At 65.6% G+C, this 12,679-nt stretch carries 7 protein-coding genes, 1 tRNA gene and 1 pseudogene; 1 reads left to right on the top strand and 8 read right to left on the bottom strand.

What is annotated here, in order from left to right; genetic code table 11:
* Positions 1-78: 78 nt before the first annotated feature.
* Complete coding sequence (locus ACQ858_RS00830) at positions 79-1,125, top strand: phospholipase A (RefSeq protein WP_431274998.1); 1,047 nt, start codon at positions 79-81, stop codon at positions 1,123-1,125.
* Between the two features lie 4 nt (positions 1,126-1,129).
* On the opposite strand, the gene ACQ858_RS00825 is transcribed toward ACQ858_RS00830, so the two are convergent.
* From ACQ858_RS00825 to rpoC, 8 genes and pseudogenes are all read right to left on the bottom strand, one after another.
* Positions 1,130-2,332, bottom strand: a complete 1,203-nt coding sequence (locus ACQ858_RS00825; protein ID WP_431274997.1) for an ammonium transporter — start codon at positions 2,330-2,332, stop codon at positions 1,130-1,132.
* Between the two features lie 213 nt (positions 2,333-2,545).
* A tRNA-Phe gene (locus ACQ858_RS00820) sits at positions 2,546-2,621 on the bottom strand.
* A gap of 18 nt (positions 2,622-2,639) precedes the next feature.
* Entirely contained in the window at positions 2,640-3,335 is a 696-nt protein-coding gene (locus ACQ858_RS00815) for a response regulator (protein ID WP_431274996.1), read from the bottom strand.
* A 78-nt stretch (positions 3,336-3,413) separates the two neighbouring features.
* A pseudogene (locus tag ACQ858_RS00810) lies at positions 3,414-5,653 on the bottom strand (ATP-binding protein).
* Positions 5,654-5,736: 83 nt separating this feature from the next.
* Positions 5,737-6,336, bottom strand: coding sequence for a DUF4390 domain-containing protein (locus tag ACQ858_RS00805; RefSeq protein ID WP_431276945.1), 600 nt, complete (start codon positions 6,334-6,336; stop codon positions 5,737-5,739).
* Positions 6,337-6,355: 19 nt separating this feature from the next.
* A complete protein-coding gene (gene rsmB / locus ACQ858_RS00800; protein ID WP_431274995.1) occupies positions 6,356-7,705 on the bottom strand; it encodes a 16S rRNA (cytosine(967)-C(5))-methyltransferase RsmB in 1,350 nt (449 codons plus the stop codon).
* Positions 7,706-7,753: 48 nt separating this feature from the next.
* Positions 7,754-8,344: a lema family protein gene (locus tag ACQ858_RS00795; protein ID WP_431274994.1), complete on the bottom strand. Its 591-nt coding sequence runs from the start codon at positions 8,342-8,344 to the stop codon at positions 7,754-7,756.
* Between the two features lie 88 nt (positions 8,345-8,432).
* A complete protein-coding gene (rpoC, locus tag ACQ858_RS00790) occupies positions 8,433-12,668 on the bottom strand; it encodes a DNA-directed RNA polymerase subunit beta' (protein WP_431274993.1) in 4,236 nt (1,411 codons plus the stop codon).
* Between the last annotated feature and the right edge of the window lie 11 nt (positions 12,669-12,679).

The following is a 12,679-nucleotide window of genomic DNA, read 5'->3' as shown; positions in this document are numbered from 1 at the left end:
ACCGCTCAGGCGCAGGCCGCGGACAGGCCACCCAGCCCGCTCGCGGATGCGCAGCTCACCTGGCAGGCATGCCAACAGTTGACCGGCAACAACGAAGCGCGCCTGGCGTGCTTCGACCGGTGGGCCCAACAGCAGTCGCTACCCGCCGCAGCCGTGCCTCCAGCACCGGCCGTCCTTGCCGACACGCCGCCACCAACGCCCGTCGATGCCAGCGTGCCCGCGACGCGCGTGGTTACGGCGGGAACCGCGGACGGTTGCCGCGACCGCCAGTACAGCTCGCTGTCGCGTTTCTGGGAGCTCGAGGCGGGCACCGATTGCGGCACCTTCGGCTTCCGCGGATACCGCCCGCTCAATGTCTCTTTCGGCGTGGCAGCGCGCGATCCCGAAACCCCGACATCGCCGGCGATCGGCCGCAGCGCCCTGGTCGACCGCCCCTACCAGGCGCAGGACATGCGCATCGGACTCTCGCTTCGCACCAAGCTGGCAGAAGGTCTGCTGACCGGCGACGATCCGGCGAAAAAGGACTCCCTCTGGTTCGGCTACACCCAGCAATCGACCCGGCAGATCTTCAACGAGGACCTTTCGCGGCCGTTCCGGACCACCGACCACGAGCCGGAATTCATCTACGTCTACCCGACCGATTACAAGCTGCCGGGCGGCTGGCGCCTGCGCTACGGCGGGCTCGGCCTGAACCACCAGTCCAACGGCCAGGACCTTCCCCTGTCGCGAAGCTGGAACCGGGTCTACCTGATGGGCGGCGCGGACCTGGACGATCGCTACGTCATCACCGCACGCATCTGGAAGCGGATCAAGGAATCCACTGCGAAATTGGGCGACCCTGCCGGGGATGACAATCCGGACATCGAGGACTACATCGGCCGCGCCGAAGTGAAGGGCGTCTGGAACTTCGACCGCAACAACCAGTTCGGCGTCACCGTGCGCAACAACCTGCGCACCAGCGGCAACGGCTCGATCCGCCTCGAATGGCTGAAGGCAATCGGCGACCCGGCGCGCAGCAACCTGCGTTTCCACACGCAGTTGTTCTATGGCTACGGTGACACGCTGATCGACTACAACAAGAAGCGCACGGTCTTCATGGTGGGCATCAGCCTGGTCGACTTCTGAGGGCCTACCAAGTCACTTCGCGCTCGGGCGTTGCCGAGATGCGGTGGATGGAGATGTCCGCGCCGTCGTACTCCTCCTCCTGGGTGAGCCGGATGCCTACGGTGGCCTTGAGCGCGCCGTAGACAGCCGCGCCCGCCAGAGCGGCCCAGGCGACGCCGATCGCGACGCCGATCAACTGGGCGATCAAGCTGACGCCGCCGATCCCGCCCAGCGCCTTGCTGCCGAAGATGCCCGCGGCGAGCCCGCCCCAAGTCCCGCACAGGCCATGCAGGGGCCAGACGCCGAGCACGTCGTCGATCTTCCACTTGTTCTGCGTCAGCGTGAACATCACCACGAAGATCGCGCCAGCCACGCCACCGACCACGAGCGCGCCGAGCGGATGCATCACGTCGGAGCCGGCGCAAATGGCCACCAGACCCGCCAGCGGCCCGTTGTAGACGAAGCCCGGATCGTTCCTGCCCAGCGCGAGCGCGACGAGCGTGCCGCCCACCATGGCCATCAACGAATTCACCGCCACGAGACCGGAGATCTTGTCGATGGTCTGCGCGCTCATCACGTTGAAGCCGAACCAGCCGACGCAGAGCACCCATGCGCCGAGTGCGAGAAAAGGAATGTTCGACGGCGGATGCGCGCTCAGCGAGCCATCGCCGCGATAGCGGTTCCGCCGTGCACCCAGCAGCAGCACCGCCGGAAAGGCCAGCCAGCCGCCCACCGCGTGCACCACAACCGAACCCGCGAAGTCGTGGAACTCGCTGCCGGTCAACGAGGCGATCCAATCCTGGATGCCCAAGGCCTTGTTCCAGGCAATGCCCTCGTAGAACGGATAGACGAAGCCCACGATCACCGCTGTCGCCACGAGCTGCGGCCAGAACTTCGCACGTTCCGCGATGCCGCCGGAGATGATCGCGGGGATCGCTGCGGCGAACGTCAGCAGGAAGAAGAACCTGACCAGCTCGAAACCACTCTTCGCGGACAGCGCCTCGGCGCCGACGAAGAAATGCGTGCCGTAGGCCACGCCGTAGCCGACGAGGAAGTACACGACCGTCGACACCGAGAAGTCGACGAGGATCTTGACCAATGCATTGACCTGGTTCTTCTTGCGGACCGTGCCGAGTTCGAGAAAGGCGAAGCCGGCATGCATGGCCAGAACCATGATGGCGCCAAGAAGGATGAAGAGCGCGTTTGCGCCCTGAGTTAGTGCGTCCATGGGAGAGCTTGCGAAGGAATTGTCTTGTTGTGGTGCGATTCGCCTCATTTGCGCGAATGCCCGCAAGTAGCAAGCAAAAATGGTGCCTGTTAAGCTCGCTTGTGGTGCCTATTGATCCAGTTCATTGCGCTGCGCACCGAAAAAGGAGCGCGAACTTGGTGCACCGAAAACTGAAAAGCCCCCGAATCCTTTCGAATTCGAGGGCTTTTGATTTGGTGGCCTGGGGCGGAATCGAACCACCGACACGCGGATTTTCAATCCGCTGCTCTACCAACTGAGCTACCGGGCCGTTGTATGCAGCCTTAAATTATACAGTGCTTCGACGCCCTCTCGAAAGATCGACGCCGAGTTGCTTCAGTTTTCTATAAAGGTGCGTGCGCTCGAGCCCGGTCTTTTCGGCGACGCGCGTCATCGAGCCGTTCTCCATCGCGAGGTGGAACTCGAAATAGGCCTTCTCGAAGCCGTCGCGCGCATCGCGCAGCGGGCGATCGAGGTCGAAGCTCTGTGTCGATTGCGGACCCGTCTCGGCCACGGCCGCCTGAGGCGCGGCCGGTACCAGGGTGCTTTCGCCGACGGTCGTGACCACGGTCGAGAGATGGCTCGCCGGTGGCACGACGCTGGCTGCAGCGCGGCGTGCGCTTTCGCGTGCGAGGCCCTGCTCGACGGCCTTCAGCAGCTTCTGCAGGGTGATCGGCTTTTCGAGAAACGCGAAAGCGCCGATGCGCGTGGCATCGACGGCGGTGTCGATGGTGGCATGTCCACTCATCATCACCACCGGCATGCTCAGGAGGCCGGCTGCCGACCATTCCTTCAGCAGCGTGACGCCATCGGTGTCAGGCATCCAGATATCGAGAAGGACGAGGTCGGGACGGGCTCGCTGCCGCGCGGCCCTGGCCTCGGCTGCGTTCTCGGCGAGTTCGACGTTGTGGCCTTCGTCGTTGAGAATTTCAAAGAGCAGGTCTCGGATGCCCAGCTCGTCATCGACCACGAGGATGTTTGCCATGTGCTTGAGGTGTGCGCCGATGTATGTCTAGTAGGTGATGTGCCCGAAGGTCCATGCGATTGATCGCCCGCCGCGTACTCAGGTCGCGGGTGACTTCAAATCTTCTGTGTGAGCAACCGCTCCCCGCGGCCCCCCTGCAAGCGCGAATGATAGCGAGACTTGCGCACCAACCACAGCCCCATCGACCACGCGGTTCGAAAGTTCAATGCGCGCGCCGTGCTCGTCGGCGATCTTCTTGACGACGGCAAGGCCGAGCCCGGTGCCTTTCGCCTTGGTCGTGACGTAGGGCTCGAAGGCGCGCTTGAGGATGTGCTCCGCGAAGCCGGCGCCGCTGTCCTGCACCGTCAGTCGCACCCGCTGGCCGGATTCAGCGAGGCGCGTCCGGATGACGACCTCGCCGGCCTGCCCGGTCCGACCCGCATTGGCCTCCGCCGCATCCTGGGCGTTCTGCAAGAGGTTATGGATGACCTGCCGGATCTGCTGCGCATCGGCGCGGATCGGGGGGCAACGATCGTCGAGCTCAGGCCGCAAGGCAACCGAAGCATTCTCCACGGGGTAGAGATGAAGGATGTCGGTCACCAGCGCGTTGAGGTCCACCGCCTTCAGGTCGGCCGCCGGCAGCCGCGCGTACTCGCGGAACTCGTTGACGAGCCGCTTCATCGCGTCGACCTGGTCGACGATGGTCTTGACGGACTTGGTGAGCACCGCTTGCTCGGGAGCAGCCACTTTGCCGGAGAGCTTCATCTCGAGCCGCTCGGCGGAAAGCTGGATCGGCGTCAGCGGATTCTTGATCTCGTGCGCGAGCCGCCGCGCGACCTCGCCCCAGGCCTGGGCGCGCTGGGCAGAGACGATTTCGGAGATGTCGTCGAACACCAGCAGCCGGGTCGCGCCGGGCAGCTCGGCTCCCCGGGCGACGATGTTGATCGCGTCCTCGCCCATGGCGTCAGCGACCGCGTGCAGCTCAAAGGCATGCTGCCAGTGGTCGAGGCCGTGCTGCAGGCGCTCGACCTCGAAGTCGTCGAACTGCTGCTGCACGCTCTGCGCGAACTCGGAAAGGCCCGGTACTTCGGACAGATGCTGGCCTTCATACGCCGCGAGCGGCGCGCGCAGGACGCGCGTGGCGCCCGGGTTGGTCGAGACGATCACGCCGTCCGACTGGAGCACGATCACGCCCGAGGTCAGGTTGTCGAGGATGGTCTGCAGGTTGGACCTCGGCGGCATCCAGCTCGCCCATGGTTTTCTCGACCGCGCCGCGCGCCTCGGCCAGTTGCTGGGTCATCACGGCGAACGAGCGGGTGAGGCCGCCGAGTTCATCCTTGCCTTGCAGCACGACGGTCGGCCGCAGATCGCCGCCAGCCACCTGGCGCACACCGTCGGCCAGCACCAGCAGCGGCCGGGCAAGCTGATTGCCGAACAGCACGGCCAGGAGCACCGCCCCGAAGACCGCCAGGAACAGGGTCAGCGTGAGCGTGCCGATGTACATCCGTCGCAGGCCTTCGCGTGCGAGCGCCCTCTCCTGGTATTCGCGATTGGCTTCCTGAACGGCCAGCGCGTTGGCGACCACAGCCGGCGGCAGGGGGTGCGTCACCTGCAGGAAGCGCGGCTCGGTGTTGAACTCGAATCCTTGCCGCTGCACCAGCACGATCGCGCGGACGCTCGCGGGCGGCGGGGTGGCGGTGCCGGGGGCGGGGATTTCGTCGAGGCCTTCGATGTGCGCAATGGCCCGGTCGGCACGCACCTGCCGCAATTGCTGCGAGGTCGGCCGCTCGGGGCTGAGCTCGAAGCGCGAGGTGCCGGCGCCGGCGATGAGCTGGCCGCTGCTCGACCACAACACGACGTCGGTGGCGCCCAACTGGTCGCGAATCCGCTCGAGCACCAGTGCCCGCGCCTGCATCGGAGACGTTGGCCAACTGCGCACCCGCCGCCTTCGTCTTGTTCATGAGGTCGTCGGACAGCGAATCCAGCGTGGCCCGGCCGAGGTTCAGGCCTGCATCGAGCGCACCTTCGACCTTGACGTCGAACCAGCTCTCGATCGACCGCGCCACGAACTGGTAGGACACCACGTACACCAGCATGCCCGGCACCACGCCCACGAGCGCGAAGATGGCAGCCAGCTTGATCAGCAGCCGGCTGCCGAACTTGCCCTGCCGCAGCCGGCTGAGCAACCGGTACGCGACCCACCCGATCACGAGGATCAGCACCACCGCGACCACGACGTTGATGCCGAACAGCCGCGCATAGTTGCGCTCGTAGAACGCGCGGTTGTTGGTCGCCTGCGCGAGCAGGAACATCAGCACGAGGCCGATGGCCGTGACCATCGCCGCGCCCACCCCGATGGCCCAGCGGACCGCGCGCGAACGCCGCGCCGCCGGCGACTTGGAGCCGCCGCGCGATGCGATGCTCACTTCGCCTTCTCCAGCGGCAGGCGGGCGCTTTTCTCGATGGAGATGTTCCAGTCGGGCTGACCACCCAGCCCGCCGATCTGGAGCTGGAATGGCCTCGGCAGCTGCGAGGTATCGAGGCGGAAGCGGAACGTCACGGGATGATCCGGCGCGTCTCCGATTTCGGACAGATCGCCAAGGCGCATCCGGCCGACTCGCCGCACCCCATCGAGGGCATCGGCGAGAGTCTCGAAATTCTGGTTCAGCGAAACGCCGAACCCGGCATTGGTGATGGGCACGGGTGATACGTTGAGGCGCCAGCGCCGGCTGAGTGGCTGGTAGGCGAGCCGCATGTGCCGCACGGCTTGTGCCACTTTAAGGTCTGTCCAATACCAGCGTTCGCGGTAGACCTCGGCCTCGGCCACGAAATAGATCGCGACGCCCTTTTCCAGCACCTCCTCGACCAACGTGGGCAGCTCGAACTGGACCTGGGCGGTGAGGTAGACCCCGTCGTCCGCCTGCTCGAGCCGCATCTGGGTGACGGATGCGCCGTGCGGGTCGGCGAAGACGGCGCCCGGGAACCACGCGAGACACCAGGCGAGCACCAGCAGCACGGCCAGCCGGGCCGGGGAGCATCGGTCAGCGCTGCTGCTTCTCCAGCAGGGCGTAGAAGAAACCGTCGTGATCACCCAACGGATTGTCCGGGACGCCACGCGCGTTTTCCCCAGATTGCGGCAGCAAATGACCCGGCGAGGCCAGTAAACGGGCGTCGGTGTTGCGTGCAAAGAACGCCTCGATCTGGTGCGCGCCCTCTTCTTTGAACACCGAGCAGGTGCAATACAGAAGGCGGCCACCCGGCCGGACCAGCGGCCAAAGCGCCTCCAGCAGCATGGCCTGCTGCAGCGCAAGCTGCTCGACGTCGCTCTCACGGCGCAACCATCGCACGTCCGGATGCCGCCGGACGATCCCGGATGCGGTGCACGGCGCATCCAGCAGGATGGCATCGAAGGGGACGCCATCCCACCAGTCCGCGGGGCGGGACGCGTCTGCCACCAGGACCTTGGCGCTCATGCCGAGCCTCGAAAGCGTCTCGTCGATACGCCGGCTGCGCTTCGCATCGACTTCGAGCGCGGTGACCTCGATCTCGCCGGGAGCGGCCGTTTCGAGCAGATGCGCCGTCTTGCCGCCGGGTGCCGCGCAGGCATCCAGTACACGAAGTGGCGCGGTGCCGGCGCGGAGACCGGTCATCAGCAGCGGCGCGGCGATCTGGGCGGCTGCATCCTGCACGGAGCATTCACCTTCGCCAAAGCCGGGGAGTTGCTGCACGGGCCGGGCACGCGCCAGCTGGATGCCGCTTTCGCCGACCGGGAAGCCACGCAAGCCGGCAGCGGTCAGCTTGCGGAGGTAGGCGTCGACGCTGCCCTTGCGAAGATTGACGCGAAGGGTCATCGGCGCCTGTGAATTGTCGGCAGTGAGCACACGCTGCCATTCGTGCGGATGGTCGCGCCTGAGGCGCTCGATCCACCAGCGCGGGTGGTTCCATTGGGCGACAGGCTCACGGTCCGTGGCGGCGATCAGCGCCTCGCGATCCCGGAGAAAGCGACGCAGGCACGCATTGATAAAGCTCGCCTGCGCGCGGGTTTCCGGATTTCGCTTGGCGGCTTCGACGGTCTGGTCGACCAAGGTGAAAGGTTCGTACGGCGAGCGGCCGGCGTCCCAAGCCAGCGCGAGCGCCGTGCAAAGCAGCGCGTCCGCCGCGGGCGGCGGCGTGCGCTTGGCGAGCTGGCGGCGCAGCGCCTCGGCGCGGCCGAGCCGGCGAAGCGCCTGGAAACCGAGCGCCTGGACGCCGGGTCGCATCGAAGGCTCCACCGCTTCGAAGGCGGTGGACCCGGAGGCCCCCGCGCGGATCGAAGCCAGCGCGGCGGCGGTCAGGTGCAGTTGGCGCCAGAGGGGCGGCGAAACGGAATTGGGATCGGAGAAGTCTGACAAATCGGGTCGATGGTAATGGGGTGATGCGTCCGCCACGCAACACGGAAATCAGCGCAGCGCGGCGGCCCGCTTCAGCTGCATGATCCACGCCACCAGCACCGCCGGAAACTCGGCGATCGCGGCGTTGTACTGGGCCACGGCGACATTGAACTGGCCCCGGGCCATCTCGGCGGCGGCGGAGGGCTCCGGCCAGGCGATGGGCGCGGAGACCTCCGTGCCTTCCAGGTGGCCTTCGAGCGTCGCCGGCCGCGACAGGGTGCCATCGGCGTCGAAGCTGACGACCGCATCAGGATGCAGGCGCTGCCAAGCCACGAGCATGACGTGCATCGCGGTGCTCATCGCAGCCATGCCGGTCGGGTTCAATGGTCGAAGCCGCGTGGCCGCCAGAAGGGTCGAGAGCTGGTTCGCGGCAGCCCGCAGCGAAGCGCCGGGCGACTCGTGCGGCGTGGCGGGCGGTACCTCCTCGGCTACGCGGGCCTGGACGAAATCAAGCTGCCGCACCAGCGCCACATCGAGCACCGCGTAGGCCTGCAACGCGGCCGAACGCAAACGCATGAGCCGGTTGTAGGCCCCCACGAACCAGAAGAGCGCAATGGCACCGGCAATCCAGTACGGCAAGGATTCGGGCACGTCAGGCATTCAGCGCGCCCCCAAAGAAAAAGCCCCCGATCCGCGGGCGGAAAGGGGGCAGTTGAGGACCGGTCATGACCGGCGATGCTACTACCGCTTACTCGGTTGCAGCACCTTCGCCGGCATCGACCGTCGCGGTCGCGTCGTCGAGCGTTGCGGAGCCGGACAGCTCGGCCGCTTCGGCTTCGGCGATGGCGCGGCGCTCGGCCTCGTCCATGGCGTCCTTCGCCTTGCGTGCCTGGTGGTACGCCATGCCGGTGCCCGCAGGGATCAGGCGGCCGACGATGACGTTTTCCTTCAGGCCGCGCAGCTCGTCGCGCTTGCCCATGATCGCGGCTTCGGTCAGCACGCGCGTCGTTTCCTGGAACGACGCGGCGCTGATGAAGCTGTCGGTCGAGAGCGATGCCTTCGTGATACCCAGCAGCAGGTTGGTGTACGTCGCGGGGATCTTGCCTTCGGCGCGCAGGGCGTCGTTGGTGTTGAGCATCTCGCTGCGTTCGACCTGTTCACCGGCGATGTAGCTGGTGTCGCCCGGGTTCTCGACCACGACGCGGCGCAGCATCTGGCGAACGATCACCTCGATGTGCTTGTCGTTGATCTTCACACCCTGCAGACGGTACACGTCCTGCACTTCGTCCACGATGTAGCGCGCCAGTTCCTCGGAGCCCAGCAGACGCAGGATGTCCTGCGGATCGGCCGGACCGTCGACGATCGACTCGCCCTTGTTCACCACCTGGCCTTCGTGCACGAGGATGTTCTTTTCCTTCGGCACGAGCTCTTCCCAGACCTTGCCTTCCGGGTCGGTGATCTGCAGGCGGACCTTGCCCTTCGTTTCCTTGCCGAACGACACGGTGCCGGTCATCTCGGCCAGCATGCCCTTGTCCTTCGGCGAACGGGCTTCGAACAACTCGGCCACGCGCGGCAGACCGCCGGTGATGTCGCGGGTCTTCTGGCCTTCGACAGGAATACGCGCCAGCACTTCGCCGGGGCCCACGTCCTGGCCGTCACGCACCTGCACCAGCGCGCCGATCGGGAAGCCGATCGTCACCGAGTGGTCGGTGCCGGGGATCTTCACTTCGGCGCCCGAAGCGTCGATCAGCTTCACCTGCGGACGAACGACCTTGGCAGCGCCGCGGCGCTTCGGATCGATCACGACCAGGGTCGACAGGCCGGTGACTTCGTCCACCTGCTTGGCGACCGTCAGGCCTTCCTCGACGTTCTCGAACTTCGTCTTGCCGGCGAATTCCGTGATGATCGGGCGCGTCAGCGGATCCCAGTTGGCCAGCACGTGGCCCGCCTTGATCTGCTGGTCGGCCTTTACCGTCAGCGTGGCGCCGTAAGGCACCTTGTGGCGCTCGCGCTCGCGTCCGTGCTCGTCATGGATGACGATCTCGCCCGAGCGGGCGATCACCACCAGCTCGTTCTTGCTGTTGGTCACGTAGCGCATCGTGGCGTTGAAGCCGATCACGCCGTTGGACTTGGCTTCGACGCTCGAGGCCACCGCCGCACGCGATGCCGCACCACCGATGTGGAAGGTACGCATCGTCAGCTGCGTGCCCGGCTCGCCGATCGACTGCGCCGCGATCACGCCGACCGCTTCGCCGTTGTTGACGAGACCGCCGCGGCCGAGGTCGCGGCCATAGCACTTCGCGCAGAGGCCGAAGCGGGTCGCGCAGGTCAGCGCGGTGCGAACCTTGACCTCGTCGACGCCTTCGGCTTCGAGGGCTTCGATCGTGTCTTCGTCCAGCATGTCGCCGGCCTTTGCGAGCACTGCACGCGTTTCGGGGTGCAGCACGTCTTCCGCGGCCGTACGGCCCAGGATACGTTCGCGCAGCGATTCGATCACTTCACCGCCTTCGACGATCGCGCGCATCACGGCGCCGTCCTGCGTGCCGCAATCCTGTTCGATCACGACCAGGTCCTGCGTCACGTCGACCAGACGACGCGTCAGGTAACCCGAGTTCGCGGTCTTCAGCGCGGTATCGGCCAGACCCTTACGGGCACCGTGGGTGGAGATGAAGTACTCCAACACGTTCAGGCCTTCGCGGAAGTTCGCCGTGATCGGCGTCTCGATGATCGAGCCGTCCGGCTTGGCCATCAGGCCCCGCATGCCGGCAACCTGACGGATCTGCGCGGCGGAACCGCGAGCGCCCGAGTCAGCCATCATGTAGATGGAGTTGAAGGACTCCTGATCGACTTCCTTGCCGTTGCGGTCGATCACCTTCTCCTTCGAGAGCTTGGCCATCATGACCTTCGACACTTCGTCGCCGGCCTTGCCCCAGATGTCCACCACCTTGTTGTAGCGCTCGCCGGCGGTCACGAGACCGGAGACGTACTGCTGCTCGATCTCCTTCACTTCCTTGGCGGAGCGGTCGATGATGCCGTGCTTCTCCGAAGGCACGAGCATGTCGTCGATCGCGATCGAGATGCCGGCCTTGGTCGCGAGGCGGAAGCCGTTCTGCAGCAGCTTGTCGGCGAAGACCACGGTCTCCTTCAGGCCGCACTTGCGGAACGAAGCGTTGATGAGCTTGGAGATTTCCTTCTTCTTCAGCGCCTTGTTGATGTTCGAGAAATCCAGGCCCTTCGGCAGGATCTCGGACAGCAGCGCACGGCCGACGGTCGTGTCCACGAGCGAGGTCGAAGGCGTGAACTCGCCCGTGTCCTTGTTCTTCGCATACTCGGTGATGCGCACGCTGACCTTGGCGGTGAGCTCGACCACGTTGGCGTCGAGCGCGCGCTGGACTTCGCCGATGTCCGAGAACATCAGGCCTTCGCCCTTGCCATTGATGCGCTCGCGGGTTGTGTAGTACAGACCCAGCACCACGTCCTGCGACGGCACGATCGACGGTTCGCCGTTGGCCGGGAACAGCACGTTGTTGGAAGCCAGCATCAGCGTGCGGGCTTCCATCTGCGCCTCGACCGACAGCGGCACGTGAACGGCCATCTGGTCACCGTCGAAGTCGGCGTTGAAGGCGGCGCAGACGAGCGGGTGCAGCTGGATCGCCTTGCCTTCGATCAGGATCGGCTCGAAGGCCTGGATGCCCAGGCGGTGCAGCGTCGGTGCGCGGTTCAGCATCACCGGGTGTTCCTTGATGACTTCTTCAAGGATGTCCCACACCACCGGCGTGCCGGATTCGACTTCCTTCTTCGCCGCCTTGATGGTGGTCGCGATGCCCATGGCTTCGAGGCGCGAGAAGATGAAGGGTTTGAACAGCTCGAGCGCCATCAGCTTCGGCAGGCCGCACTGATGCAGCTTGAGCGTCGGGCCCACCACGATGACCGAACGGCCCGAGTAGTCGACGCGCTTGCCCAGCAGGTTCTGGCGGAAGCGTCCGCTCTTGCCCTTGATCATGTCGGCCAGCGACTTGAGCGCACGCTTGTTGGCGCCGGTCATCGCCTTGCCGCGACGGCCGTTGTCCAGCAGCGAATCGACTGCTTCCTGGAGCATCCGCTTTTCGTTGCGCGCGATGATTTCCGGCGCCTTCAGTTCGAGCAGGCGACGCAGGCGGCTGTTGCGGTTGATGACGCGGCGATACAGGTCGTTGAGATCCGAGGTCGCGAAGCGGCCGCCATCCAGCGGCACCAGCGGACGCAGGTCCGGCGGCAGCACGGGCAGCACGTCGAGCACCATCCACTCGGGCTTGATGCCCGACTTGCGGAAGGCTTCGAGCACCTTGAGGCGCTTGGAGTTCTTCTTGACCTTGACTTCCGAGCCGGTCAGGTCGCCGCGGAGCTTCTCGATCTCGGTGTCGAGCTCGATGCCCATCAGCAGGTCCTTGATGCCTTCGGCGCCCATCTTGGCGATGAACTCATCGCCGTATTCCTTGCGCTTCGCGTCGTAGTCGTCCTCGGACATGATGCTGAACTTCTTCAGCGGGGTCATGCCGGGGTCGGTCACCACGTAGGCTTCGAAGTACAGCACGCGCTCGATGTCGCGCAGCGTCATGTCGAGCACGAGGCCCAGACGCGACGGCAGCGACTTCAGGAACCAGATGTGCGCGCAGGGCGCGGCGAGGTCGATGTGACCCATGCGCTCGCGGCGCACCTTGGTCTGCGTGACTTCGACGCCGCACTTCTCGCAGATCACGCCGCGGTGCTTCAGGCGCTTGTACTTGCCGCACAGGCACTCGTAGTCCTTGATCGGGCCGAAGATCTTCGCGCAGAAGAGACCGTCGCGCTCGGGCTTGAACGTGCGGTAGTTGATCGTCTCGGGCTTCTTCACCTCGCCGAAGGACCACGAACGGATCTTCTCGGGCGAAGCCATGCCGATCTTGATGGCATCGAAATGCTCATCGGGGGTGAACTGCTTGAACAGGTCGAGTAGCGATTTCATAAGACTCTTTC

It is taken from the genome of Variovorax ureilyticus (assembly GCF_050632185.1).
GTDB lineage: Bacteria > Pseudomonadota > Gammaproteobacteria > Burkholderiales > Burkholderiaceae_C > Variovorax > Variovorax ureilyticus_A.
Note: the sequence above shows the minus strand (reverse complement) of the source record. Positions and strands in the feature narration are given on the sequence as shown.

Excerpts from the sequence above, each read along its gene's own strand:
- ACQ858_RS00825 (WP_431274997.1), bottom strand. The coding sequence starts at position 2,332 with ATGGACGCACTAACTCAGGGCGCAAACGCGCTCTTCATCCTTCTTGGC.
- rpoC (WP_431274993.1), bottom strand. The coding sequence starts at position 12,668 with ATGAAATCGCTACTCGACCTGTTCAAGCAGTTCACCCCCGATGAGCAT.
- ACQ858_RS00795 (WP_431274994.1), bottom strand. The coding sequence starts at position 8,344 with ATGCCTGACGTGCCCGAATCCTTGCCGTACTGGATTGCCGGTGCCATT.
- ACQ858_RS00815 (WP_431274996.1), bottom strand. The coding sequence starts at position 3,335 with ATGGCAAACATCCTCGTGGTCGATGACGAGCTGGGCATCCGAGACCTG.